Genomic DNA, 25070 nt, shown 5'->3' on the forward strand with positions numbered 1-25070 from the left:
GTAATAGACTGGATTTTTCATTTCTGCCTGGGTTTCAAACCTGTCTCGCCGTGGTGTTGCTGCATCCCGTCCTGCCCCGGCTTTTGGTCCTGCCAGGCTCGCGCTGCCCGCAACGGCTTTGCCGTCCTTCACTTCGTTGCGGCCCTGCGGGTGCTGGCCGCACTTGCAGCCTGGCTTTTGGACCGCCGTAGCAGGTCGCGATGGCCGCGACCTCGAACGGAGGTTCAGAGATGAACAGGCAGCAATCCAATCAACGATCCGATATCTACCGCCGCATCACCACCAAGATCATCGCCGATCTCAAACAGGGCGTCCGTCCATGGACCAAGCCATGGACGACGGGAGGCTGGACAGCCGAGGTCAGCCGGCCACTGCGCCACAATGGCCAACCCTACACCGGCATCAATGCTCTGCTCCTCTGGTCTGAAGCCATCGCCCGCGGCTTTGCATCACCAAGGTGGATGACGTTTCGCCAGGCAATCGAGCTCGGCGGCGCCGTCCGCAGGGGCGAAACCGGCACGACCGTCGTCTTCGCCAGCTCTTTCATCCGCGCCGAGACGACGGAGACAGGCGCCGAAATCGAACGCGACATCCCCTTCCTCAAAACCTACACCGTGTTCAACACCGACCAGATCACCGGCCTTGATGGCCTTGCCCATTCCATCGCGCCTGACCAGGATTGGATGAGCCGCATCGGTGCTGCCGGCCGCTTCTTTGCCAATACCGGCGCCCTGATCCGCCATGGAGGATCGGCGGCCTATTATGCTGCTGCCCGTGACTACATCCAGATGCCGTGCTTCGACGCTTTCCGGGACGATGCATCCTATGTCGCCGTTCTCAGTCACGAGATGACGCATTATGCCGTAAGTCGGATTATGCCGCATGGCCGAGGTATGCTTGATCCCGGCCATGCGACTGTTCGGCATAATCAGAGCGCTTCGAGGAAGGCCAGCAGCTCGTCGCTCGGGCGATACCGTCCTGGCTGCGTCTCTGGTCTCGTGATCTGAGAGAGCGCCTTTTCCTTCAGTCGTATGTCGGCGTGGATATAGATCTGGGTGGTTTCCACGGATTCGTGACCGAGCCAAAGTGCGATCACGGATTGGTCGACGCCGTGATGGAGCAACTCCATAGCCGTGCTATGGCGCAGGGTGTGCGGTGTGACGCGTTTTCCTGCGAGACTCGGGCAAGCTCGCGATGCCGCTAGGCAATGCTTGCGCACCAGATGTTCCAAAGCATCACGGCTGAGCCGCTCACCCCGGATCGACGGGAACAATGGCCCGTCGCTGTCGCGGCGCTCGCTCATCCAGCTTTGCATCAATTTGGCCGTATCGCGACGGAGAGGCGTGCTGCGTTCTTTCCGGCCCTTGCCGATGCACCGGATATGAGCCCCGGTGCCAAGGATCACGTCCTTGCAGCGCAGGCTGATCAGTTCGGACGCCCGCAACCCAGTCTGAAGTGCAAGCAACAGCAGAGCGTGATCGCGCCGCCCCACCCATGTTGTTCGATCCGGCGCGGCCAGCAGCGCCGCTATCTCCTCAGCGTCAAGGAACGTCACGCTCCTTTTCACGTAGCGCTTGTTCGGCATCGAGAGAATGCGCTGGCAATGAAGAAGCCAGGTTGGGTCGGTCAATGCGACGTAGCGGAAGAATGAGCGGATGGCGGCAAGGCGCGTATTGCGCGTGCGTGCCGTGTTGCCGCGCGCCGTTTCCACATGAGTCAGGAAGTCGGCGACAAGATCGGCGTCGAGATCGTCGATCGCTAGCTTCGTAGGCGCCTTTCCACATCGTGAGCTTGCGTATCGGAACAGCAGCCGGAATGTATCGCGATAGCCAGCGACGGTGTGAGGGCTTGCCTCGATCTGCGTGCAGAGTCGATCGGTGAAGAAGCGCTGGATGAGCGCAGGGAAGTTAGTCGCCTTCATCGGGTTTCCGCCTCCGCCGTCGCGTCTGTTATTCGAGCGGATGCCAACTCCAGCAGTTCAGGAACCGCTTCCAGATACCAGTAGGTATTGGCCGGGTTCGCATGACCGAGCCATGTCGTGAGCTTGATCATCTCGCGTCCCACATCTTTGCCTGACCGATACCAGCTCAGCATAGTACGCACCGCGAAGGTGTGGCGAAGGTCATGGATGCGCGGTCCGCGGCCGTGCCGAAGATAAAGCTGCGGCTTTCGCAGCCCGATCTGCTGGCACACATGCGCGAAGTTGTAGCGCGCACCGCAGTCGCCGAGACGGTGTCCTTCGCAGGTCACGAAGAATCCTTCCGGCCTGTGTCCGAGAAGCCGGTCTCGCTCGCGAACGTAGCCTTCCAGCTGCTCCACCACGCTTGGGTCCAGCGGCAGCAGCCGCTCCTTGCCAAGCTTGCCCTGCCGAACATGAAGCACGCCGGCCTCGGCATCGAGATCGGCAAGGTCGAGACCGAGAGCTTCGCTGATCCGAAGTCCGGTCACGGCGATTAGGCCGAAGAGCGTCGAGCAGGTCAGGCCACGCATGCCGTAGACCGATGGCAGCGTCCGTGCATGTTCGATGATCGCAACGATTTCGGCTTCACTGTAGATATATGGATGCACACGTTGAACGCGACCCGGCACCAATCCCCGGGGCGGAGCCTCGTGTCTAGGATCCATGCCGTGTAACCACTCGGCGAACTGGCGGGCTACCCTGAAGCGTGTTGCCCGGGTTCCAGGGCTGGCAGAGGGCAAGCTCCCAAGCCAGCGCATGATCAGGCCAGTGTTGATGCATTGCACGTCATCGCGGTCGGCGAAGGTGGCAAAGCGACGTAGTATCCGTTCGTCGGTACTCAGGTTGGCACCGAGCTGTCTTCTGACGGTCAGGTAGCGGTCAATTTCGGCAAGGAAGATCATCGTGCCACCTCCGCGACGGGCCAGGGCTGGGCGATGGAGCGCAGGCCATCCGTGTCGAGCTTCGCATAGATCATCGTCGTCGCCCGCGATCGATGCCGTAGCAGATCGCCAATCTCTTCCAGTGAGGCTCCGGCGCGGACCATGTTCGTCGCCAGACTATGGCGCAGAACATGCGATCCCACATAGGGCGTCGGCGGCTTGACGCCCGTCGCCGCGAACGCCTCCTTCAATATGGCGTTGATGACCTGGCTGTCCTTGAACGGGCGGTTGGGCGCCCGATGCGTCACGAACAGCGTGCGCGTGGTCGTTGAGGCTCGATCCTCCCGCAGATATCTGCTTATTGCTTCGCCAACGTCTGGTGGGACTGGCAGCCGGTCATGACGTTGCCCTTTTCCGCGTACCAGCAGCTCGCCGGTGCGCCAGTCGACGTCATCCAGCTGGATCGCGATGATTTCTGGCGCGCGCAGGCCAAGCCGGGCCATCAACAGCAGCATGGCGTAGTCGCGAGCGCCCCGCCGCGGATTGGTGCGTACTGATGCCAGAACAGTCTCCACCTCATCGGGTGACAGATACCGCGGAAGCCTTGCGCCCCAAGGCTTGTGCACCCTTGGCACGCAGAGCGAGAGGTTCGTGGTGGTGAGGCTTTGGGCGAACAGATACTGGAAGAGGCTACGCAGATGCGTGGAAAGCGTTTTGTCGCGGTACGGGCTCTTGCGTGCGATGACATGCTCTATAAACGCCACGACATCTCGCGCATTCAGCACTGTGAGATCGAGCATCTGGTCTCCGAAGCGGTGCGCGAGAAAGCGGGCTGCGAACCCCAGGACGTGCTGGGTGGAACGCGGACTGAGGCCGCGCTGCCGCAGAAGATAAGTTTCGAAGTTGCCCAGCAGTTCGTGACGTTCGGCCTGCGCAGGCGTAAGCTGTGGTCGTGTCGCCACTCCGATCTCAATGAGATGTGCGACGAACAGCCTTGCAAGATTGGGAACCTTGATCTGGCTTTTCGGCGTGGTCGATAGTCGCTGCCCGAGCGTTATAGCAAGGTCTGACGTCAATGCCGACGGTGCGATGCCCTCAGCCTCGAGTAATCTCCCAAGGCGTCGAAGCAGGTAGCGGTAGTTCTCCAGCGTGGCCGGCTTGTAATTCCGGGATGCGAGACTTTCCTCGAATGAGGCGAAGTACGGGTCGAGGCAGGTGATCTGGTTGGATATTTCCATTTCTTGTGCTCCATGTTGTTGGAGCGACAAATGTCCCGTCAAAACCTCGATATGTAATTATCTGTTGGCCGATGCTGGCGTTGAGAATACAACCCCAGCGGCAGCGCCTTCCCGGTTATCGAGCGCTCGAACTATCGCAAAGGTCGGCCGCATACTCGGAAGTGTAGGTCCTAGCAGGAGCAGGCTGTGCGGGTCCTCAGCATCTCTCTATTTGCTGGATTCACTTTCCTGGTCCGCGCTCATCCGTATTGCCCGAGTTCCGAGCTTTGCGCCCGTGACTGCGTCTATCCCGATCGGCTCAATCTCTACACCTGACTCAACATCGACATAGCGGGCGAGTTCGCCGTCGCAATGACGGTGCGCCCATGCTCCGATCATCATGAGAACCGGAAGAAAGTCCCTGCCTGCAGCCGTAAGGACATACTCCTCCCGGGGAGGCCGCTCGGAATAGAGGCGCTTTTCCAACAAGCCATCGTCCGTCAGCGCCTTAAGGCGTTTCGTGAGCATGGTCGGAACGATGCCAAGGCTCTTCCTGAACTGGTCGAATCGAGTGAGGCCAGCATGCGCATCTCGCAAGACCAGAATGCTCCATGCGTCGCCCACAGAATCAAGGCCCCGAGCGACCGGGCAGTGGGGAATCGAATTATTTTTCATTTAGTATCTTTTCGATAGTGACATGATATCGAAAAGATAGTAACACAGCTTCAGACGAAGATCCACACCTCATGAAAGCTGACAACATGATCGACAAATACAAAAAGGTTGCCCTGGTCACCGGCGCCTCCTCCGGTATTGGCCTTGTCACGGCCCAATCCCTGGTGAACGCTGGCTATCGCGTGTTTGGGACAAGTCGCAAACAGGTTGCCAGTAAGCCGGGCATCGCCATGCTGATCTGCGACGTGACGGATGAAGCCTCGGTGCAGGCCCTTATCGCCGAGGTCCTGCAGCAGGCTGGCCGGATCGACCTCGTGGTAAACAATGCCGGCATCGGCCTTCTCGGCGGCGCGGAAGAGTCTTCCATCGCCCAGGCCCAGCGCCTGTTCGACGTCAACGTCTTCGGCGTGGCGCGCGTCGTCAATGCCGTGCTGCCGGTCATGCGTAAGCAGAGGAGCGGCCGCATCGTCAACATGAGCTCGATCCTCGGACTTATCCCGTCTCCGTACAACGCCTTCTATGCCTCGACCAAACATGCGATCGAGGGCTATTCGGAATCGCTCGATCATGAAGTGCGCAACTTCGGCGTCCGCGTCATTCTCGTCCAACCCGGCGTAACTCGAACATCCTTCGAGGAGAACCTGACACGGGCCGATCAACCTCTTCCGGTCTACGACTCGGAGCGCGCCCGGAGCGAAGCTCTCATGCGCAAGTGGGTAGAAGCCGGCGATGCACCGCAAGTCGTGGCTGACATGGTCGTGACGGCGGCAACCGCGAAGAAGCCGAAGCTGCGCTATTCGGCAGGCAAGCAGTCGCGCCAGGTTCGTTCGCTTCGGCGCTACCTACCGGAGCGGCTGGTCGACAGAATCCTACGCAAGGTCAACGAGCTACCTGCCTAAGCACCATCAAGCACGTCGCCGTTCTCATAAACGCTGTCACGCAATCCGGTGCCAGCGCGGCTGTGCACGCCATCAGTCTGGATTTGGAGTTACCCATGAACGTTACAGCCGCCATCGAGGCCCGCCGGTCCTTCCGCCATTTCGATCCCGATTATAAAATAAGCGAGGAGGAGATCGAGCGTCTCATCTCGCTCGCCATGCTGTCACCGACGCCCGGCAACACCCAACCCTGGCGGTTCGTCGTGGTGCGCGACGCCGTGCTTCGCCAGCAGATCCGCATGGCATCGTTTGATCAGGCACAGGTCACTGACGCGTCGCTTCTCGTGATTATGACAGCGGACCTTTCCGCCTGGAAAACAAATCCGACGCGCTATTCGAGGACGGCGGGTCCCGAGCTCAGCCAGCAGCTGGCAGACTCAATGATGCAGTTTTATATCGGCCGCGAGTGGCTCCAGCGCGACGACGCGATGAAGTCCACCGGTCTTGCCGCCATGACGCTGATGCTGGCCGCGCAGGAACTGGGCTATCAGTCCTGCCCAATGGGCGGTATCGACATCGACGCTGTCGGCAAGCTCATCGACTTGCCGGATGACCATGTCGTCTCCATGTTGGTGACCATAGGGAAAGCGGTAGCCCACGCGTGGCCCCGGGGAGGACAGTTGTCCATCGGCGAGGTACTTGTTCGGGATCGTTTCATGCCCGAAGCGATTTCCGCAGGGGCCAACTTCAAAGTCCACAAGCAACAGCCTTGATCAACCAGACGTTCGCATAATCCGACAGATTATGCCGAACTGTCGCATGGCCGGGACCAGACATACCCCCCGCAAAACTCGGCCATGCGGCATAATCCGGCTTACGGCATAATGGCAATTATGCCGATATCGGCATAATGTCCACTGGACCGCTGCACCGCGAAGGCTCGATCGGGATCTCAGCCGCTATGCGAAAGACAGGAGCGAACGCGCCCGCGAAGAGCTCATTGCCGAACTCGGCAGCTGCTTTCTCTGCGCCGATCTTGGTATCGTCCCCGAGCTCGAACCACGCCCCGACCATGCAAGCTATCTCGATGACTGGCTCAAGGTTCTCGGCAGCGACAAGCGTGCCATCTTTTCAGCGGCAGCTCATGCCCAGCGCGCGGTCGACTATCTGCATGACTTGCAGCCGGACCTCAACGAGGAGGAGGCGGCGTGAGCCGTCTCCTTCTTCGCCACCCGGACGCCGCCCACTGCCGCGACCCGACGGCCGGAAGCTCCTATCCCGCGAACCGGCGTCTAAAATCGTCAGGCATTGACCTCGCGCAGCTAGTGGGGCGTGTTCACCGGCATATTGAAGTGACGCGCGAAGTATTCCGACGGCGTCGTCATGCGGCCCGTGGTGAGAACCAGCGCATCCCCTCGACCGTCGATGCTGAAAATCACGCGACTGTGCAGGCTTACAACCTCCTCCGGCAGATCCTCCCTTAGCATCGCGATGGCGGAAGCCATCGTCCGCCGAGGGCGAACGAGAACGATGTCCCGCGCGAACGAGTCGTCGTGCGTAGCATCGAGAGAAGCGTTGATGACAGCGGGTCGTCGGATGATCTATTTGGAACTAGCAAAAAATATTGCTTTGATAAATTTGCGCTGACAGCTTTGGCCGCGGCCTCAACACGAGCGGGTGCCTGCAGCCGCTGGCGCGCATTGGAAAGATGGAGGCGGACGGTTTGAATGGATAAGTTTCAGTCTCCTATGGATAGCACCGTCACTATCGCCGTCGGATAAAAGCTGCAAACAACGTCTTTCCTGTTTCGTCAGATCCTGCCTGGGATTAGCGATCTCTCCGTCCAAACGCGTTGGACCCGTTCATGAAATCTGTTTTCGCTTGGCGCGTAATGCCGGATAGACACTGGAGAGCCAACCATCGGCGCCCTCACCGGTAGGTCATGTTCCAGCCGAGTTCGCCGGTGCGCAACGCGCTCCATATGCTGAGCGGCGACGGAGATAGGGAACGCACGGGCGGGGGCAGTCGGTCCCGCCTCCCTGACGGCCGCTATGCTGAGGCTCCTGCGGCTGCCCTTGTTCCGCCCTTAGCGTGTCGAGAATTCCCGAAATCCGCCTGACGGCGCCGCTATGCTGATTTCTCCGATACTCTTCATTGTTTGAGTGGAACCCGCCTGCGGGCGGGTTGCCCCCGGATCGCTGCCGGCAACCATACGATCGGGACTGCCAGATGATTCGCATCTCACTCCATTAAAGCCGAAAATCAGTCAGTTTAACCCCGCCTCCTGGCTGGTGCGGAAAGAGCTCAGCTTGCTCAGGAGGTCCTCAGAGATCTCGAATTGCCGCGCCGTCCCGCGGCCCATGGAGTTCTTCCCCATCGTCTCCACCAGCATTCCCCGCTTTACCAAAAGGTCGACCGTCTCCTTCACACCGCTGCGTGTTAGCTCGGTAATCTCAATGATATTAGAGAGTGTTAGCTTCTGGTGGGCCTGAGTCATGGTGTAGAGGATCGTCATCATGCCGATCTGCTTCAGCCTCGCCTGCGGGGTCTCGTCCTCCAGCGGATGGTCGAGGATCTCATGGAGAATAAGTCCCGAGAAGGCAAGGTTGTGCCATTGCGTTTTAATCGCGCTTGTCATGTCATTTAACTATGTTATATACGGCAGTATGAATGCGGGCAGGCGGATTGGGTCTCCCGAAACGCGATACGGCGCCATCGTCTCGAAGGATCCTGTTCATGAAAAGCCTTCTCCTGAATTCACTGCTTACGGTCTGCTTCGTTGCGCCACCCTATCTTATTTTCGGCAGTAAAGCGCGGGCCGAGGATTGGGGATGCCAGGTTATCCTATGCCTTTCCAATCCCGGCGGGCCGACGCAATATGCAGAATGCCGGCCGCCGATCCAGAAGCTGTGGCGGGAGCTTGCCGAGGGCCACTCATTCCCGACCTGTAGCGGCGTCGGTTTTCAGAGTTCGCGGCCGGTCTATGAACCCTATTATTGCGATGCGGGGTACAAGCTCACGACTGATAGCGGTCGCGGCGGTCGGCAAGCAAGCTGCGTGTCGACATCGCCGCAGCCGGTCAGCAACAGCCTCTGCTGGGATGGGAACGACTATGCTTCCCGGGACAATTCGGTCCTGTCGCCACATTGGCAGCGCGTGGACGGGCACCGCCAGTGCATGGGCTATCCGATAACGCGCCCGAATGTGCGATCGCAGCCGCACTATGTCGATGTCACCATCGACGGCGCCGGTAAACAGCGCGTTTGGTACTGACCGATGGGTGCTGCATTCGTCGAAATCGCGCAAACCTGTGCGCCGATGGTTCAGGTCGAGACGCTGGCCGGCATTGTCAGCCTTGAGAGCCGGTTTCAGCCCTTCGCCATCCGCATCAACAGCGCCCCGCCACTCGCCGCTCAACCCGCATCGAAGGCCGAAGCGATCGAGGTTGCCACGTCTCTGATTGCCGATCGCCAGGATATTCAGATCGGCCTTGGCGGTATTGGCATCGAGGCGCTCCAAAAACTGAAGCTATCCGTCGTCGACGCCTTCGATCCCTGCATGAACCTCAAGGCCACGGCTACGCTTCTCGACGGATACTACCGCGCCGCATTACGCGCGGGGGATCCGGCTCAGGCCGAAAGGGTGATGCTCCAGTCCTATTATGGCCGCGATGATCGATCCCTCGGCGCCATGGTCAAATATGACGAGCAGGTACGCCAGGAAGCAAAGCAGTTATTGCCGACGCTTGCCTCGCTCACGATTGGCGAACGAGGTGACCAGGCCGGGTCTGGCGTGCCGACGCAAGATGAGGCGCCGCCGGCGCTTGCGAAACAATCCTCCCAAACCGCTGAGGCCGCATCCTGGGATGTTTTCAGCTCAGGGCGGCGATCCACGGTTCTCGTTTTCCAGAATGATTGATCGGAGCAAAGTGAATGATCTCCAAAGCCAGTCTTCGCCCCCTTGCCGCATCCACGCTCATGGCGGCCGCCATTGTCATCTGCTTGGTCGAGCCAGCTTTCGCCCAGGCCGCCGGCATCGAAACCGTGCTGCAGAACATCGTCGACATGCTGACAGGCAATATCGCCCGTCTGCTGGCGGTCATCGCCGTCATCATCATCTGCATCGCCTGGATGTTCGGCTACATGGATTTGAGGCGGGCCGGCTTCTGGATTATCGGGATCGGCGGCATCTTTGGCGCCACCGAACTGGTCAACACCATCGTCGGGAATTGAGCGCCATGGCGAGCATTCCGATCCTCGAAGACGACACGCTGTTTCTCGCCTGCACGCGCCCGGCAATGATCGCCGGCGTGACGATGGAGGCGATGGGCGTCAACATCATGCTGACGACCATCCTTTACATCACCGCGGGATCAATCGCCTACGCGCTGGTCGGGATCGTCTTCCATGTCCTGTTTCGCGCGCTCGTCAAACACGACCACAACATGTTTCGGATCCTGATTGCGTGGATTGAAACCCGCGGCCGCTCCCGCAATGCCGCCTATTGGGGCGGGGCCACGCTCTCGCCCCTGGCGCTCATCCGACGTTATGACGAAAGGGATCTCAGCTTTGTCTAACATTGCAACGCTCCGGTCGCGCGAGCTCGGGCCGGAAACCTTCATCCCCTATGTCAGGCATGTCGACGAGACGACCATTGCGCTCGAATCCCGAGCGTTGATGACGATGATCGCTCTCGACGGCGTTTCCTTCGAGACATCAGACGTCAGGGACCTCAACGGCCTGCACCGCAGCCTGAACACGCTCTATCGCAATATCGCTGACGAGCGGCTGGCGCTCTGGACGCATGTGGTGCGCCGCCGCGACAATGCTTATCCCGAGGGACGCTTCGCCAATCCCTTCTCCGACGGTCTGAACGCGCGATACCGCGAGCGCATGGTGAGGGAAGACCTGTTTCGCAACGATCTTTACCTCACCCTTGTCTGGCATCCCGGCCGGGATCCTGCCGAAAAGGCGGCCAGGCTTCTCTCCCGGCTGCGCAAGGCCCGCCGATCCGATACCGAGCTCGACGGGCAGGCTCTGAAGCATCTGCGTGACCGCGTGGCGGATGTCGTCGCCGGCCTGCAGCGCTTCGAGCCGCGGCTGCTCACCCTCCACGAACAGGACGGGATCCTTTTCTCCGAGCCGAGCGAAGTGCTCCACCAGATCGTCGGCGGCCGGCGGGAGCCGATCCCATTGACGGAGGGACGAATTTCCTCGGCAATCTATTCCGACCGGGTCATTTTCGGGCGTGAGACCGTCGAGATCCGTCACGAGGCCGACAGCCGCTATGCCGGCATGTTCGGCTTCAAGGAATATCCGGCGACGACGCGCAGCGGCATGCTCGACGCTATCCTGACCGCACCTTTCGAGCTCATCCTGACGCAGTCCTTCGCCTTCACCTCAAAGGCAGATGCCCGAACGATCATGGGCCGCAAGCAGAACCAGATGGTCAGCGCCGGCGACAAGGCGGCTTCGCAGATCGAGGAACTCGGCGAGGCGATGGACGATCTCGAATCCAATCGCTTCGTTTTCGGGGAACATCACCTTGCGCTTGCCGTCTTCGCGCCTTCGGTCAAGGAGCTGACCGATCACATGGCGAAGGCGCGCGCCTATCTCACCAGCGGCGGCGCGGTCGTCGCCCGCGAGGATCTCGGGCTCGAGGCCGCCTGGTGGGCGCAATTGCCGGGCAATTTCCGCTATCGCGCGCGCTCGGGAGCGATCACGTCGCGCAACTTCGCAGCCCTGGCGCCCTATCATTCCTATCCGGCGGGCAAGAAGGACGGCAACGAGTGGGGACCGGCCGTCGCCATGCTCAAGACCGCGTCCGGCTCACCCTTCTATTTCAATTTCCACCACGGCGACCTCGGCAACACTTTCGTCTGCGGCCCGTCGGGTGCGGGCAAGACGGTGCTGTCGAACTTCATGCTGTCGCAGCTCGAAAAGCACGATCCTCATATGGTCTTCTTCGACAAGGACCGCGGCGCCGATCTCTTCGTACGCGCAGCCGGCGGTACTTATCTGCCGCTGAGGAATGGTGTCGCCACCGGCTGCGCGCCGTTGAAAGCACTGGAATTCACTGCGGAAAACAAAGTATTCCTAACCGGTTGGATCACCAAGCTGGTCCGATCCGGATCTGGCGAATTGTCGATCACCGAGTTGCGCGACATCACCTCGGCGATCGACGGGGTGGCGGACCTGCCGGTGGAGCGTCGCTCCATCGGCGCCCTGCGCACCTTCCTCAACAATACCGATCCCGAGGGCATTGCCGCACGTCTGCGACGGTGGGAGAGGGGCGGGCCGCTTGGTTGGGTCTTCGACAACGAGGCTGACGATATCGGTATCGGCGCCAGGTTCATCGGCTACGACATGACCGATTTCCTCGACAATGAGGAGATCCGCACCCCGTTGATGGCCTACCTGTTCTATCGCATCGAGCAGCTGATCGACGGGCGTCGCATCATCATTGTCATCGACGAGTTCTGGAAGGCGCTGCAGGATGAAGGCTTTCGTGATCTCGCCCAGAACAAGCTCAAGACGATCCGCAAGCAGAACGGTCTCATGTTGTTTGCGACCCAGAGCCCGCGCGATGCCATCGTCTCGCCGATCGCCCACACGATCATCGAGCAGTGCCCGACCCAGATCTTTCTTCCGAACCCGCGCGGCGACCGCGCCGACTATGTCGACGGCTTCAAGCTGACCGAGCGCGAATTCGAGCTCGTCTCGCGCGAGCTCTCCGTCGAGAGCCGCCGCTTCATCGTCAAGCAGGGGCACAACAGCGTCGTCGCCGAGCTGAACCTCAACGGCTTCGACGACGAACTCGCCATCCTCTCCGGCCGGACGGCCAATGTCGAGCTTGCCGATGCCATCCGATTGGAGATCGGCGAGGGACGGGAGGACTGGCTTGCCGTGTTTCACCAGAGGAGGAAGACAGCATGATCCGAACAGGAACGATGCGGCCGTTGTTTGTATCGGCCGCTCTTTTGGCGTCGGCGATGCTGGCATCGGCCCAAGGCATCCCCGTCATCGATCAGACATCGATCGCTAAGCAGATCGAGAGCATCACGCAGCTGAAGTCCCAGCTCGACACCTTGAACCAGCAGCTCCAGCAGGCCCAGCAGCTCTACGGCTCGCTGAACAAGATCACCAACATGGCCGACGTCGCCAATCTGCTGAACGATCCGTCGATCCGCAAGGCGCTTCCACAGGAGTTTAACGCGATCGAGGGGCTGCTCAAAGGTTCCGGCAGCGGCGTCTTCGGCAGTTCCGCTTCGAAATTCCGCCAGGACAACTCCAGCTATCGCACCGATGCCGACGATTTCTATGCGCAGGAGTTGTCGCGCATCCAGAACCAGAACGCCGGGCAGATGAGCCTCGGCCAGCAGATCTACGATGCAGCGACCAAGCGCATCGACGGCATCGATGAGCTTCGCCAGAAAATCTCCAGTGCTGCCGACGCCAAGGACATCGCCGATCTGCAGGCCCGCCTCCAGGCCGAGACCGCCTTCCTGCAAACCGACGTCCTGCGCATGCAGGGCCTGCAGATGGTCCAGCAGGCCCAGGTGCAGGTCGACGACCAACGCAAGGCCGAGGACTGGCGCAAGCGCATGGACACGATGGGAGCGGCGCTCAAATGAGGTGGTTTCTTTCCGGCACGGCCATGCTTTTACTGGCGGCCTGCTCCCCACAGGCGGATAAGATTTACACCGTCGATGAGCTCATGGCGGACGATGCTCTGCTCGCTAGGATTATCGGCGAATGCCGTAACAATCCCGGAGAACTCCGCGATACGCCCAATTGCCGCAACGCCGAGGCAGCCGACGGCAAGCTGCGGCTGGAGCGGATGGGCAAATCGTTGGGAGGCTGACGATGTATCAGGTCTTCAGCTTCGTCGACGGACAGTTCAAGACACCGCTCGAAAATTTCATTTCCTCCGGCACCTCAAATATCGCCAGCTGGGTCAGCGGCCCGCTGACGGCGGCACTCACCCTCTATGTCGTGCTCTACGGTTATCTCGTTCTGCGCGGCTCCGTGCAGGAACCGATCCTCGAATTCGCCTTCCGGGCGATGAAGCTCGCCATCATCGTCATGCTGGTGAGGAACGCCGGCGACTATCAGACCTACGTCACCAATATCTTTTTCGATGCGCTGCCGCGCGAAATCTCGCAGGCGCTGAATTCGGGCACGGCGCCGAGCGCGTCGACCTTCGACAGCCTGCTCGATAAGGGCCAGAAATGCGCCAAAGAGATATGGTCGCGGGGCTCCTGGCCTATCGATATCGTCACCGGCGTGGGCGGCCTACTGGTTATCGGCGCAAGCTTTCTTGTCGCGGCGATCGGTTATATAGTTTCGCTCTATGCCCGGCTGGCGCTTGCCATCGTGCTGGCAATAGGTCCGATCTTCATCGCGCTCGCCATGTTCCAGTCGACCCGCCGATTCACGGAATCCTGGATCGGCCAGCTCGTCAATTTCGTCATCCTTCAGGTCTTGGTCGTTGCCATCGGCTCGCTGCTGATCACCTGCATCGATACGACGTTTACGGCGATCGAAAGCTATAGCGACGTGCTGATGCGGCCGATCGCGCTCTGCGCCATTTGCGTTGCCGCCCTCTACGTCTTCTACCAACTGCCCGGCATTGCTTCGGCTCTTGCGGCGGGCGGGGCGTCGCTCACCTACGGCTACGGCGCCGCCCGCGATGCGCATGAAAGCACGCTCGCCTGGGCGACATCCCGCACAGTGAGAGCGGCCGGCCGCGGCGCGCGTTCCGTCGGCCGCCGCCTGACTCCAGGCCGGACCGAATGACGGTCACCAACGCTTCAGACAATTGAACAGGTTTTTTGGATGCTCCGAATCGTTTTGTCGTTTTTGCTGACCGCCGGTCTCGTAGGCTGCGGTTCGATGTCCCACCCGCTACCCAAATGTGATGGTTATTCCCGCCGGCCGTTGAACCGCGCCATGTGGCAATGGCAGGACAGTGGAGGCGAGCAGCCGGCGACCCGGGCCGTTCCCGCTGAGCCGACCAGTCACGCCGCTGCCTATGTGCAGGAGCCGTCCTCAGTTACGCCGGCCGCTTTCGCGCATTTCGATGTCGCGGGCTCCTACCGTCCATGCGAGGGCGAGTGACATGGTGACCACGGATAACCTCAAAAGTTACTTCGACAAGGCCCGCCGGTTCGATCAGGACCGGATGATCCAGGTCGAGCGTTCCGCCCGCATTGCCTGGTTCGTCGCTGTTTGCGCGAGCATCCTTGCTGCCGTTTCAGTCTTTGCTGTTGCCGGCCTCACGCCTTTGAAAACCGTCGAGCCCTTCGTCGTGCGGGTCGACAATTCCACCGGCATCGTCGATGTGGTCTCGGCGCTGACATCCACCGCCGGCACCTACGACGAGGCCGTCACCAAATATTTCGCGGCCAAATATGTCCGCGCCCGCGAAGGCTATGTCTGGAGTGAAGGCGAGGAGAACTTTCGCACTGTCGCGTTGCTATCGACGCAGCCGGAGCAGACTCGATTTGCCACAGTCTACCGCGGCAGCAATCCCGATTCCCCGCAGAACATTTATGGCCGCAGCGCCACGTCGCGGATCAACATTGTTTCCATCTCGCTGATCAACGCCAATGTGGCATCCGTCCGCTATATGAGGACCGTGACCCGCGGTGACGAGGTGCGCACCACGCACTGGGTTGCGACCCTGACCTTCTCCTATGCCAACGCTCCGATGTCCTCGACCGACCGGCTGACCAATCCGCTCGGCTTCGTCGTCAGCGAATATCGCGCCGATCCGGAGGCCATCAATTGAGACCGCACTTTCTCCTTCCGCTCATCCTGGCCACCGGGTTTTCGTCTGCAGCGCTCGCCCTCGAGACGCCGCGCGGCGCCGCGCAGGACAGCCGCATCCGTTTCGTCGACTACCAGCCCTATAACATCACCAAAGTCGTCGGCACGCTGCGGTCTTCGGTGCAAATCGAATTCGCCGCCGACGAGGAAATCGCTCATGTGGCGCTTGGCAACAGCGTTGCTTGGGAAGTGGCGCCGGCCGGCAACATCCTGTTCCTGAAGCCCAGGGAAAATCAGCCGGTGACGAATATCTCGGTCGTGACGACACGACGGGACGGCTCGACCCGCAGCTATCAGATGGAACTCACCGTCCGCGACGGCAGCGTCGAAGCCGGTCAGAACACCTATTTCTATGTAAAATACCGCTATCCCGCTGATGAGGCGGAGCGGCGCCGGCAGGAAGCAGCTGCGCGCGCGCAGGCGGCACAGGCCGGCGAGGCAGATCGCGTGCTTGCCCTTCACGAAGCTTATGGACCGCGCAACTGGCGTTATTCGGCGCAAGGGTCCCAGGCGCTCGAACCGCAAGCGGTCTATGACAACGGCAAGGTCACCACCTTCGCCTTTGCCGGCAACCAGGAAATGCCGGCGATCTATATGGAAAACTCCGACGGCAGCGAAAGCCTGGTTCCGAAGTCAGTCGACGGCAATCTCGTCCTCGTTCACGCGATCAGCCGCAAGTTCATACTGCGCCGTGGCGGCGACGTGCTTTGCGTCTTCAACGAAGCCTACGATCGCGTCGGCACCAATCCCGAGACCAACACGACGTCACCATCGGTCGAGCGCGTCGTCAAAGTGCCGCCCGGCGCGGCGCAATAGGAGGTAACATGGCCGAGGAAGAGATTACCCAGATTCCGGGCGAGCGCGCCGAGACGTCGGCCGGCGGCCGGCTCGACAATAACCCGATCCTCAAACGCGGCGCTGTCGCCTTGGCGATCGTCGTCTTTGTCGCGTTCGCTCTCTGGTCGATGCGAGGGCAGGACAAGCCGTCAGACGGTGCCGAGCAGCAGCGCGTTGTCATCCGGCAGACATCGGATTTCGAACCGGCGAAGGAGCCACAGCCGGTGGCGACACCGCCGCAGGTCCAGCTCCCGACGCCTGTCGCCGCCGAGCAGGCGCCGACCGACGGCGACAAGCTGCTCGATGCGGCCCGCCGTGCGCCGGTCATCGCCTATGGCGGCGAGAAATCGCCGGCAACGCGGCGGCAGGATCAGGGCGAGGCGTCGGATCAGGCCTCGAATTATGTGCCGCTCGGCAACAATCAAGCAGACCTCGGCTCGCAGGGCGAAAACGAGGACCAGCACTTCAACCGCTTGCTGACGCCGACGCAACTGCAGGGATCGCGTGCCGGCACGTTGGGCAATCGTGATTTCATCGTCGCCATGGGGACATCCATTCCCTGCGTTCTCGAGACCGCGCTCTCCTCCGATCAGCCGGGGTTCACGAGCTGCGTCATCAACCGGGACGTTCTTTCAGATAACGGCCGCGTTGTGCTGATGGAAAAAGGCACGCAGATTGTCGGTGAATATCGCGGCGGAATTCGGCGTGGACAAAAGCGTCTGTTCGTCCTCTGGAGCCGGGCGAAGACACCGAAAGGCGTGATCATCACTTTGGCGTCGCCTGCAACCGATGCGCTCGGCCGCGCCGGCATCGACGGCTATGTCGACACCCATTGGTGGGAGCGGTTTGGCAGCGCAATGCTCCTGTCGATTGTCGGCGATGCCAGCTCCTACGCAAGCAGCCGGCTGCAGGACGGTGATGTCAACGCGCAAAACACCGCCAGCGCCGGTCAGCAGGCAGCGGCGATCGCCGTCGAGCAGTCGATCAACATTCCGCCGACGCTCATGAAACATCAGGGCGAGCTCGTTTCGATCTTCGTGGCGCGCGATCTCGATTTCTCCAGCGTCTATCGGCTTCGCGTGACGGAGCCCCGCAATCGCGTCTATGACCGCGCCGTGCTTGGGGATTTCGGCCCCTCCTCGAAGCTCGTGACAAAATAGGTTCGGCAATGACTGAAGCTGCCGACTCCGGCGTCGTGCGAGAACTGCTTTCGCCGCTATCACGCTTCCTGCGCGACAAGACGCTCTATGAGGTCATCGTCAACCGGCCGGGGCAGGTCGTCACGGAGGGTAGGGAGGGATGGCAGACTTATGAGATGCCCGAACTCTCTTTCGACAGGTTGATGCGTCTCGCCCGCTCGGTCGCGAGCTTCTCCAATCAGTCGATCGACGAGACGCGACCGATCCTGTCGGCGACCTTGCCGGATGATGAGCGAATTCAGATCGTCATCCCGCCGGCAACGACGAAGGGAACCGTCAGCATCACCATCCGTAAGCCATCCTCCGTGTCGTTGACCCTGGAGGATCTCGATCATGGGGGATTGTTCGCCGATGTTGTGCCGGCCCAAGACGACGGGCGACGATCAGACCATAGGCTGTTGGAATACTATCGCATCGGTGCCTACAAGGCGTTTCTCCGGGAGGCGGTGTTTGCAAGAAAGAACATCATCATCTCCGGCGCCACCGGGTCGGGAAAAACAACTCTATCGAAAGCGCTGATCCGCCACATTCCGCAAAGCGAGCGGATTATTTCGATCGAAGACACTCCCGAGCTGGTGGTCCCGCAGCCCAACCATGTTCGGCTCCTTTACTCCAAAGGCGGGCAGGGGCTCGCCAAGGTCGGCGCGAAGGACCTGCTCGAATCCTGCCTGCGCATGCGGCCCGACCGCATTTTGCTGCAGGAGCTGCGGGACGGGACGGCATTCTACTACATCCGCAATGTCAACTCCGGCCATCCTGGCTCCATCACCACGGTCCATGCCGACTCGGCCCGCCTCGCTTTTGAGCAGCTGACTTTGCTGGTCAAGGAGTCGGAGGGTGGTGGGGACCTCGAACGGCACGACATCCGCGAGATGCTGACGATCGCGGTCGACATCATCATCCAATGCAAGCGGATCGACGGCCGGTTTCGGGTGAGCGAGATCTACTATCGAGACGTCGCGACTGACCTCGGCCGCTCTTCGTCGGATCGAGCTTAACGGGTTGCGTCCGGGCCTCTAACAATTCTGTCGGTCTCGACCGTCAGTCCAATTGTGCGGCCTTGTCATGCAGGACCACTGAAAACGCGCGGAGCCCCTGATGGTCCAGTGCATCAATGAATTCGTGAACCGCCGGCACCGTCTTGCGTAAATTCAAACGGGCGCGCCTGATGCTGTCGATCAATGCGCTCGAAAAGGTGGAATGGAGGCCCACGAGGAAATTGTCTGGCGATACGCAGGTCACCCCATGAGGCCGAAGGTCCGCGGCTGGGAAATCCTTGAGATTCCCCGTGACAATCACAGAAGCCTTTCCGGCGATGGCTACAGCCAAACCATGACGATCATCCGGACCCGGTAGCGAGAGGTCGGGGATGAGAATTCGATGGTTGCCGACATCGGCATCGGGCAAAACGTCCTTGATCCGATCACGGGTCGCTTCCAGAAGGGTATCTCGGGTGAGCCGAATGGCCAGATTGCGAATCCACTCGGCGTGGATGTCGTCGGTCCGGCGTGCGTCGACGAGACCGTCGAAAGCACACTGGACCAAGACATTACGCAAATGGAAAGGGTAGAGGACGCAGGCATCATAGACCGCAACAGGCGGCTTAGAGGCCATGATTGACGATCAGATCCTCTGTGTCCTCGGCCAGCGCGTCGAGGCTTTCCTGGCGAGCATCGAGCTTGGCCTTGAGCGCGAGAACATCCTTCAACTTGGCTCGGCGGTGCTTGCCGACATAGCGGAAGGGCAGATCGCCGCGATCCATGCGCAGCACCACGAGAGGACGTGAGATGCCGAGGATGGTGGAGGCGTCGGTCGGACTCAATTCCTGATCTTCCGTGAGCACGGCAACGCGCTTACCGCGCAACAGATGATCGAGGAGTGCCTCGACAGGCGCGAGAGCCGAGGCAGGGAGAAAAAGGGTTTGAAGTTGTCCACCTTCACGGCGAATCCGTAGTTCCAGTTGGTCGCCCTCCGCCAGATTTGGCATAGGCGCGACGGCCTTGCGGTCGCGATCAGACAACTTGGTAAATTGAAGAACATGGCTGGTCATGGCGAACACCTCTGACCATGAATATAGGGCAAGTCGCTCATAACTGCAATAACTGAAATGTCTTCCCCTTTCCATCTCCGATTTCCGGGTGCCATAGGAGCGCGCGGCGAACGAGCTCGACCCGCCAACTTGAAGCGTGGGTTACCGCCAACGGCAAGCGCTCCGCTTCCGATGTGATCGTGCAATGCAAAGGGGCCGCCTCACCAACTATGCAGAAAAATAGGGCCGCTGGAAAACCAGGGCCCTTTAAGGTGTGAAGGTCAATAACCTCCAGAGGGGAACAGCTGATACGATGGCACTGGGAGGAAAACCATCGACTGCATCAACTGGAGACAATATGCTCATATTTTGACCGCTTGGTAAAACATTTTTTGTGCAGTGCAGCTATGCAGAAATGGCAGAGAGTTCTCTGGGCCGATTTGACCGGGATATAGCTTCACGCATTCGAAATCGCCCGGGCGATGGCTTCCTTTTAGGGCGCCTACGTCGCTGACCAAGGAGGCTGGTGTGGATCATGGCAGCCGCGGCATTTCGCCGTCGGCCACACGCCAGATCCACGGCGTCATCTCGGCTCTCGCGGCGATCATCTCATTCAGTGCAACGTCATAGTCTTCGTCGGCCTTCGTCGGAACGATGAACATGGCGATCGGCGCTGGCTTTGCCTCCGGTAAGGTCACGGAGGCAATCGGCTGGTCGCGCGAAAGATCGAACCGGAGTCCTTTCACGCTTCTTCGCTTCAGGCTTGAGAGCCGCTCCAGGAGACGCTGTTCATGGATGGTTTCGAACGGGATCCAGTTCTCGTTGACCACCATCAGCGCCACTTCCTCGACCGAAGCTATCCCCGCTCCCGAAATGCCGAACGTGGCGATGACGATGAGATGAAACCCCTCGTTGGATCGCCACAGTTCCAGTTCGGTTTCATATCGGGCATTCAACCGTTTCCACGCACCCTCATCGAGCATGAAGGGGAAAGGCAGGTGGCGCACCAGCATCTTCTGGCCATCGCGCGCTGAGGAAAATTCCTTTACCTCTCCGACGGTCATCATCAGTTTCCGCGGACCGGGACCGGTTAACTGGGCACCGGCCAACATAGCCGCACGCCGCGCTGAAATCCCCTCTTTGTCGTCCTGATGAAACACTTCCGGGACAAACAAGATATCGCTGAGAGGGCCGCCGCGGACGATCATCTGCTTTGCCGCGTTCACCAGACTGCTGCGCACGCGCCCCCAGCCGCGTTTCCCGGCCCATAGCGAGGTCCATTCCGTCAGCTCCCCCATGTCCCAGAGATAATGGAGCATCGCCCTGAGCGAGAGCTTCTTGGGCTCGCTTCGCACAGTCTCCGACGGCTCCGAAGGCGATGTCGACGTCGATCGGCCCCCTCGTTTCGACAGCGAAAAATCGAGTTTCAGCGTTGCCGCACCGGTCGCCGCGTCGATTTGGATGGCGTTGCCGATCAACGGCCCGAGGCCGGATAGCTCATACGGCGGGTCGTAAGACGAGCAGCCGGGATCATGCTGCCGGCCTGAGAGCGGCATGCGTTTGATCAGGAATTGGCCATCCATCCGGGCAATGTACATCGGCACCGGCGGTTGCCGACACGGGCAAAATGGCCTGAGCTTCTGTTCGTAAGCGCGTTCGAGCTGCGGCAGAAACTCTGGAGAACTGTCGTCGAACGCCTGGTTGCCGATCAAAAACTGTCGCACGTCGTTCCTCCCTTGCCTGACCAAAGGCTGATCGAGCCGTAAAAGGAAGGCGTAGCATGAGCTTCGCGGACTTTACTAGCGCAAATTAGTTAGTATGTAAATGTTACGGCCGCTGGGGCCGATTTCAACGCCATAGGCAGGAAAGAAGATACGTGCATTCCAGCCTCCAAAAATTAAAATTAACGATCATGATAATTAGAAGTCAACGGTGCGTTGATTAGACGTCAGCCCGTCAAAATGTAGAGGCTGCGCCAGCATAAAGTGAGTTCTAATCGCGGGCTACCCAGCCCTTCGAGCCGGCCGGCGCTGAACCGCCAATCACCTTGCCGCCTTCCGACTGCCCGATGGCTGCCGGCGTCTCTACATCGCAGCTGACGTCGATGCGGCCGGCCGGCACGTATCGAGGGATTGAGCTGCCGCGCCCAGGCGCTGGGGATCCTGCCGCTAGTGCTTGCCCCGGAGCTCGGCGACTTCAACGAGGATCTGCGCCGGCTCAGCCCGGAACGGCTCATCGCTAATCTCAGGGCGCAGCTCGTTCTGGAAAACGCTCTGGCCTTTCTGCCCGCATGATCGAGCCGGACGGGGAAGGTGAGGGCGTGAGGGCCTACAGGATGGCCGGTCTCTGCCGGTCGCCGCACGGGTAGGCGCCCGCCCCGCGGGCCTGCCGAGAGGCGACCCTTACCATGCGGCGGGCGGGCCTTCAGCGGGTCGCTCAGGTTTCTTCCCCTGGCTTCCCGCCGCAATGACGACATGCTCTCGGTCATGCCGGCTGGCGTCGTCATCTTCCCCGGCTCCGGCATTACCGGCAATCTGGCCGACAAGGCTCGCCGACTTGGCATCTCCGTTTGGCAAGCGGCGGGAGATGGCGCGTAAGCGCCATCTGTCCATACGGCTGAAGGAGATGCTTGCATTTCGTAAAAATTGTGTACACATTTGCCGTTGAAACGGAGCTTCGCCATGACCCAATCTCGGCAGCAGATACCATCTCCCCGCCGTGTCGGCGTGCGGGAATTTCGCGGCAACCTGACGTCTTTCCTCAAGCAGGTCGAAGACGGCCAGCGGTTCGTCCTGACGTCCCATCACAAGGTTGTCGCCGAAATCGGCCCGCCGTCAGCCGGCGTCGTCATGCGGAAACCAGGCGCGTTGCGCGGAAAGATCAAAGTTGCCGATGACTTCGATGGTCTGCCGGCGGATGTTCTGAAGTCCATGGAAGACGGGACGTGAGGCTGCTGCTCGATACACATGCCTTGCTGTGGTGGCTGAACGACGACGAGAAGCTAGGGAACCATGCGCGTCGCCTTATCGGCGATCCCGAGAATGATGTCCTCGTCAGTGCTGTCTCCCTTTGGGAAATCACTGTGAAGCTGCGCATCGGCAAACTTGATGCCGATATCGAAGAGATTGTTGCGATTTTGCCGGATCAAGGTTTCGACCGGCTGGATATCTCGGACGCGCATCTTATCGCTCTCGCTGCTCTTCCACTTCATCACCGCGATCCTTTCGATCATCTGCTCATGGCGCAAGCCGTGGCGGAGGGAGCGTATTTGGTTTCGGACGATCAAAATGTCGCGCTTTATGGCATTCCGTTTGTGACTTGCTCCGATCCTGTTGCCTTGTGATCTCACCGAGCTTGGCTCCGCGGATGAAGCCGGCTCAGATTGTTCCGGGTGCGTGTTTGCCAATGGCGATGTACCTGGCGACCCATCGGCGGCTCAGGTGCTTGGGAGCGGGCACGTTTGGGGAAGATCACTCATTCGACACCCGCGTGAACAGCTTCACCCGGGATTGGAGCACGGTCTGCAGACGGCAATGCGGTGCCGCGGCGACCTCGCCGATCAGCAGAAATGCTATCGAGGTGCTCACAGCCTGCCGCAGCCGGGAGTGGGCGAGGGATTATGTTGATCGACATGCGGGCGAAGCGTCCGTGGAGTGCGCGGCAATATCCCCCAGTGCTTGGACCAGGGGGCCATGATGGTTTGTCGCAGCCTTCGATTGCCCCGAACCATTCCCGTTTTATGTCGCTCATATAGACGACCGCCTGCTTTTGCGGCCAACCCCTGAAGGGGTAAGACTCGCCCGAAATTTTTGCAAAATTCGATTTCGGTTCGCTTGTCCTGGTGGAAAATAGAATTTTGCAAAATTTTCAGGCGAGCTGACCGCAGCAGGTCGGCCGTCTCTTCGTGCGCCATCGGGAATGGTCCCGAGCAACCGGAGACAACAACCATGGCCACCACGATCGCAACGCTCACGCAGAAGACCGACGGCATCCTCGAAGGCGTCTTCGCCACGATCCGGGTCAACGCCCCGATCGCCATCGTCCCAAATGCCAGCAAGGCAAGCGAAGAAGCGCCCGACTACCGCGTCATTCACCGCAAGACGGGCTTCGAGATCGGCGCCGCCTGGAACCGCATCGCGCGGCAGACCGGCGAGGAATACCTCTCAGTGAAGCTTGAGGCCCCCGAGATCGGTGTGATCTTCGGCAATCTCGCACCGGCACCCGGCGGCGATCCGAGCAAGAAGGTGATCCTCTGGAACAGCCCGAACTGAAGAACAAAGCGAGCGGCCCCGAGCAATCGGGGCCGGCTTCGTCGTATCTCAAGTTTTGCGCGCAATAGCGGGATTGAAAGCGGGCATCGAGCCCGCTTTCAATCCTCCTGTCGTGCCACACGAGACCAAGGACCCTGTCTGCCCAGATACTTGAAGTCTGCCGTGAGGCTCGTGCCGCCTCAAGGACTTCGCGGCCCCTCCAATTTTCAGCCGGCGCCCTGAAGGGCACCGTCAGAAAATCGGTTCCTCCGCTCGCCGGCTCCGCCGGTCGCTGACGCGATCCTTGACCCGGCCCGATCCTCACGACCCCGGGCGTCATCTTTCACATTTCAGGAGATGACGACGATGACGATTGCACTCGAAATTCAGGTTGAGGAACTGCGGGCCGAGCTCAGGAACGCCGATCCGGCTGAGCGCCGCCAGATCGAAGCGGAGCTGGAGATCGCTCGGGCCGAACTGAGGGTGGCTATCGCCGAGCAGGAGGGCGCCATCGACGCCGCGCCACCCTTCTGAGGCGCGGCGTTTGCCTCCTCGCCTGGGCCGGCGCGCCGGATCGACCGGCGCGTCGACCCGAAGCTGCGCTTCACGCCGATAATCACCGGCAAGGACCAGGAAGACTTCCGCGGACAGCCCGGACCATGGGTTCCCGTCCGGCATTTGTGTTCGGCCTATAGCCGCGCGCCCGTTTTGATCGGAGAAGTTCGAGGAACATACGGACTGCATCCTCCTCTCTGTCGAAGTGATGCACCATGGCTTGTCCGATCGTTCCGATGCGTCCCCATCGCCGCGTCAGGCAAGGTGTGCCGAACAACGTCGGTTCGATTGCGAGCGCGTAGAAGCGCGCCATGTTTTTCGTCGCGTCCGTGCGTTCGATGTAGAGCTGATAGGGTTGAGTGAGCATGACGGAGAGTCGCCTCTTCCAGCTTTTGCGTCTAACGACACTTATGAATCGATCGGCCCACACCGATTCATTTTTGTGATGATCGTCGAAGCCGAAGATCATGGATTTGGGCGAGCCGGCCAATCGCCTGCCGGGTGCTATTCGCTCCGCTCACGGAGCCCGAACACCGTCTGCGCCTCCGGTCACGCCCCCTCTCGCGGAATGACGTGAGCGAATTGCCTAGCCGCAGGGCGGGGTTCTATCCTCGACACCTGCTGCCGGCTCACGCCGGAAACGGTCGCGTCCCCTTCGGGTCCGCGGGTCTCTTCTCTCTCTGACGTCCAATTTTACTCCAGCAAATCCGGCGTCAAGGACGGCGCGTCTCCCCCAATTTTTCCGCTGCTGCGTTTCAC

General features: G+C 60.4%; 29 protein-coding genes and 3 pseudogenes. 22 read left to right on the forward strand and 10 right to left on the reverse strand.

Features of this window, described 5'->3' with window-relative positions; genetic code table 11:
• Positions 1-230: 230 nt before the first annotated feature.
• A pseudogene (locus BBJ66_RS17055) lies at positions 231-869 on the forward strand (ArdC family protein); the annotation flags it as partial.
• A gap of 59 nt (positions 870-928) precedes the next feature.
• Here the strand turns inward: BBJ66_RS17055 and BBJ66_RS17060 are convergent.
• From BBJ66_RS17060 to BBJ66_RS17075, 4 genes are all read right to left on the reverse strand, one after another.
• Positions 929-1921: a tyrosine-type recombinase/integrase gene (locus BBJ66_RS17060; protein WP_071088529.1), complete on the reverse strand. Its 993-nt coding sequence runs from the start codon at positions 1919-1921 to the stop codon at positions 929-931.
• On the reverse strand, positions 1918-2862 hold the full coding sequence (locus tag BBJ66_RS17065) for a tyrosine-type recombinase/integrase (protein ID WP_071088530.1): 945 nt from the start codon (positions 2860-2862) through the stop codon (positions 1918-1920). Before BBJ66_RS17065 ends, BBJ66_RS17060 begins: the two co-directional genes overlap by 4 nt.
• A complete protein-coding gene (locus BBJ66_RS17070) occupies positions 2859-4079 on the reverse strand; it encodes a site-specific integrase (protein WP_071088533.1) in 1221 nt (406 codons plus the stop codon). Before BBJ66_RS17070 ends, BBJ66_RS17065 begins: the two co-directional genes overlap by 4 nt.
• Positions 4080-4286: 207 nt before the next feature.
• A complete protein-coding gene (locus BBJ66_RS17075; protein ID WP_071088535.1) occupies positions 4287-4733 on the reverse strand; it encodes a winged helix-turn-helix transcriptional regulator in 447 nt (148 codons plus the stop codon).
• A gap of 86 nt (positions 4734-4819) precedes the next feature.
• Here BBJ66_RS17075 and BBJ66_RS17080 point away from each other — a divergent pair, with 86 nt between their 5' ends.
• The 3 genes and pseudogenes from BBJ66_RS17080 to BBJ66_RS33175 all read left to right on the forward strand — a co-directional run.
• Positions 4820-5632 (forward strand): oxidoreductase, encoded by an 813-nt coding sequence (locus BBJ66_RS17080; protein WP_071088543.1) that lies wholly within the window; start codon positions 4820-4822, stop codon positions 5630-5632.
• Between the two features lie 95 nt (positions 5633-5727).
• A complete protein-coding gene (locus tag BBJ66_RS17085) occupies positions 5728-6384 on the forward strand; it encodes a nitroreductase family protein (protein WP_071088537.1) in 657 nt (218 codons plus the stop codon).
• Positions 6385-6526: 142 nt separating this feature from the next.
• Positions 6527-6823, forward strand: a pseudogene (locus tag BBJ66_RS33175) (zincin-like metallopeptidase domain-containing protein); the annotation flags it as partial.
• 110 nt (positions 6824-6933) lie between these two features.
• Here the strand turns inward: BBJ66_RS33175 and BBJ66_RS17095 are convergent.
• Together BBJ66_RS17095 and BBJ66_RS17100 are read right to left on the reverse strand one after the other, a co-directional pair.
• Complete coding sequence (locus tag BBJ66_RS17095) at positions 6934-7116, reverse strand: hypothetical protein (protein WP_009993909.1); 183 nt, start codon at positions 7114-7116, stop codon at positions 6934-6936.
• A gap of 761 nt (positions 7117-7877) precedes the next feature.
• On the reverse strand, positions 7878-8249 hold the full coding sequence (locus BBJ66_RS17100; protein WP_012489483.1) for a hypothetical protein: 372 nt from the start codon (positions 8247-8249) through the stop codon (positions 7878-7880).
• A gap of 98 nt (positions 8250-8347) precedes the next feature.
• Here BBJ66_RS17100 and BBJ66_RS17105 point away from each other — a divergent pair, with 98 nt between their 5' ends.
• From BBJ66_RS17105 to virB11, 13 genes are read left to right on the forward strand one after another with little or no spacing between them, the layout of a single operon-like run.
• Positions 8348-8884: a hypothetical protein gene (locus tag BBJ66_RS17105; protein WP_012489484.1), complete on the forward strand. Its 537-nt coding sequence runs from the start codon at positions 8348-8350 to the stop codon at positions 8882-8884.
• A gap of 3 nt (positions 8885-8887) precedes the next feature.
• Positions 8888-9529 (forward strand): transglycosylase SLT domain-containing protein, encoded by a 642-nt coding sequence (locus tag BBJ66_RS17110; protein WP_012489485.1) that lies wholly within the window; start codon positions 8888-8890, stop codon positions 9527-9529.
• A gap of 14 nt (positions 9530-9543) precedes the next feature.
• Positions 9544-9843, forward strand: coding sequence for a TrbC/VirB2 family protein (locus BBJ66_RS17115; RefSeq protein WP_009991942.1), 300 nt, complete (start codon positions 9544-9546; stop codon positions 9841-9843).
• 5 nt (positions 9844-9848) lie between these two features.
• The gene (locus BBJ66_RS17120; protein WP_010068249.1) at positions 9849-10187 is read left to right on the forward strand and encodes a type IV secretion system protein VirB3; all 339 of its coding nucleotides are present in this window, start codon (positions 9849-9851) and stop codon (positions 10185-10187) included.
• Positions 10180-12546 carry a VirB4 family type IV secretion/conjugal transfer ATPase gene (locus BBJ66_RS17125; protein WP_029875460.1) on the forward strand — a complete coding sequence of 789 codons (2367 nt, stop codon included), beginning with the start codon at positions 10180-10182 and terminating at the stop codon, positions 12544-12546. Before BBJ66_RS17120 ends, BBJ66_RS17125 begins: the two co-directional genes overlap by 8 nt.
• Positions 12543-13244 carry a P-type DNA transfer protein VirB5 gene (gene virB5 / locus BBJ66_RS17130; RefSeq protein WP_012489487.1) on the forward strand — a complete coding sequence of 234 codons (702 nt, stop codon included), beginning with the start codon at positions 12543-12545 and terminating at the stop codon, positions 13242-13244. Before BBJ66_RS17125 ends, virB5 begins: the two co-directional genes overlap by 4 nt.
• Positions 13241-13474, forward strand: coding sequence for an EexN family lipoprotein (locus tag BBJ66_RS17135; protein WP_009996882.1), 234 nt, complete (start codon positions 13241-13243; stop codon positions 13472-13474). Before virB5 ends, BBJ66_RS17135 begins: the two co-directional genes overlap by 4 nt.
• 2 nt (positions 13475-13476) lie before the next feature.
• Positions 13477-14409 carry a type IV secretion system protein gene (locus tag BBJ66_RS17140; RefSeq protein ID WP_009996881.1) on the forward strand — a complete coding sequence of 311 codons (933 nt, stop codon included), beginning with the start codon at positions 13477-13479 and terminating at the stop codon, positions 14407-14409.
• Positions 14410-14448: 39 nt separating this feature from the next.
• Entirely contained in the window at positions 14449-14730 is a 282-nt protein-coding gene (locus BBJ66_RS35315) for a hypothetical protein (protein ID WP_012489488.1), read from the forward strand.
• 1 nt (position 14731) lies between these two features.
• The gene (locus BBJ66_RS17150; RefSeq protein ID WP_029875461.1) at positions 14732-15403 is read left to right on the forward strand and encodes a virB8 family protein; all 672 of its coding nucleotides are present in this window, start codon (positions 14732-14734) and stop codon (positions 15401-15403) included.
• Positions 15400-16257 (forward strand): P-type conjugative transfer protein VirB9, encoded by an 858-nt coding sequence (gene virB9 / locus BBJ66_RS17155; RefSeq protein WP_009996879.1) that lies wholly within the window; start codon positions 15400-15402, stop codon positions 16255-16257. The genes BBJ66_RS17150 and virB9 overlap by 4 nt, the downstream gene beginning before the upstream one ends.
• An 8-nt stretch (positions 16258-16265) precedes the next feature.
• Entirely contained in the window at positions 16266-17438 is a 1173-nt protein-coding gene (gene virB10 / locus BBJ66_RS17160; RefSeq protein WP_012489490.1) for a type IV secretion system protein VirB10, read from the forward strand.
• A gap of 8 nt (positions 17439-17446) precedes the next feature.
• The gene (gene virB11, locus BBJ66_RS17165) at positions 17447-18475 is read left to right on the forward strand and encodes a P-type DNA transfer ATPase VirB11 (protein ID WP_012489491.1); all 1029 of its coding nucleotides are present in this window, start codon (positions 17447-17449) and stop codon (positions 18473-18475) included.
• 43 nt (positions 18476-18518) lie between these two features.
• Here virB11 and BBJ66_RS17170 read toward each other — a convergent pair whose 3' ends face one another.
• From BBJ66_RS17170 to BBJ66_RS17180, 3 genes are all read right to left on the reverse strand, one after another.
• Positions 18519-19091 carry a PIN domain-containing protein gene (locus BBJ66_RS17170; protein ID WP_010067915.1) on the reverse strand — a complete coding sequence of 191 codons (573 nt, stop codon included), beginning with the start codon at positions 19089-19091 and terminating at the stop codon, positions 18519-18521.
• Complete coding sequence (locus tag BBJ66_RS17175; RefSeq protein ID WP_032984850.1) at positions 19081-19602, reverse strand: excisionase; 522 nt, start codon at positions 19600-19602, stop codon at positions 19081-19083. Before BBJ66_RS17175 ends, BBJ66_RS17170 begins: the two co-directional genes overlap by 11 nt.
• Positions 19603-20039: 437 nt before the next feature.
• On the reverse strand, positions 20040-21230 hold the full coding sequence (locus BBJ66_RS17180; protein ID WP_012489493.1) for a DUF1173 domain-containing protein: 1191 nt from the start codon (positions 21228-21230) through the stop codon (positions 20040-20042).
• 310 nt (positions 21231-21540) lie between these two features.
• Between BBJ66_RS17180 and BBJ66_RS35320 the strand changes: the two are divergent.
• From BBJ66_RS35320 to BBJ66_RS34985, 5 genes and pseudogenes are all read left to right on the forward strand, one after another.
• Positions 21541-21800, forward strand: a pseudogene (locus BBJ66_RS35320) (toprim domain-containing protein); the annotation flags it as partial.
• Between the two features lie 387 nt (positions 21801-22187).
• Positions 22188-22454, forward strand: a complete 267-nt coding sequence (locus BBJ66_RS17185; protein ID WP_004676093.1) for a type II toxin-antitoxin system Phd/YefM family antitoxin — start codon at positions 22188-22190, stop codon at positions 22452-22454.
• Positions 22451-22849 carry a type II toxin-antitoxin system VapC family toxin gene (locus BBJ66_RS17190; RefSeq protein WP_008536014.1) on the forward strand — a complete coding sequence of 133 codons (399 nt, stop codon included), beginning with the start codon at positions 22451-22453 and terminating at the stop codon, positions 22847-22849. Before BBJ66_RS17185 ends, BBJ66_RS17190 begins: the two co-directional genes overlap by 4 nt.
• A gap of 604 nt (positions 22850-23453) precedes the next feature.
• A complete protein-coding gene (locus BBJ66_RS17200) occupies positions 23454-23777 on the forward strand; it encodes a DUF736 domain-containing protein (RefSeq protein WP_004676095.1) in 324 nt (107 codons plus the stop codon).
• 345 nt (positions 23778-24122) lie between these two features.
• Positions 24123-24290, forward strand: a complete 168-nt coding sequence (locus BBJ66_RS34985; RefSeq protein WP_004676096.1) for a hypothetical protein — start codon at positions 24123-24125, stop codon at positions 24288-24290.
• Positions 24291-24372: 82 nt separating this feature from the next.
• On the opposite strand, the gene BBJ66_RS17205 is transcribed toward BBJ66_RS34985, so the two are convergent.
• On the reverse strand, positions 24373-24678 hold the full coding sequence (locus tag BBJ66_RS17205) for a WGR domain-containing protein (RefSeq protein ID WP_012489498.1): 306 nt from the start codon (positions 24676-24678) through the stop codon (positions 24373-24375).
• Positions 24679-25070 lie beyond the last annotated feature (392 nt).

Source organism: Rhizobium sp. RSm-3, from assembly GCF_001854685.1.
In the GTDB taxonomy this organism is placed as follows: Bacteria; Pseudomonadota; Alphaproteobacteria; order Rhizobiales; family Rhizobiaceae; genus Rhizobium; species Rhizobium ecuadorense.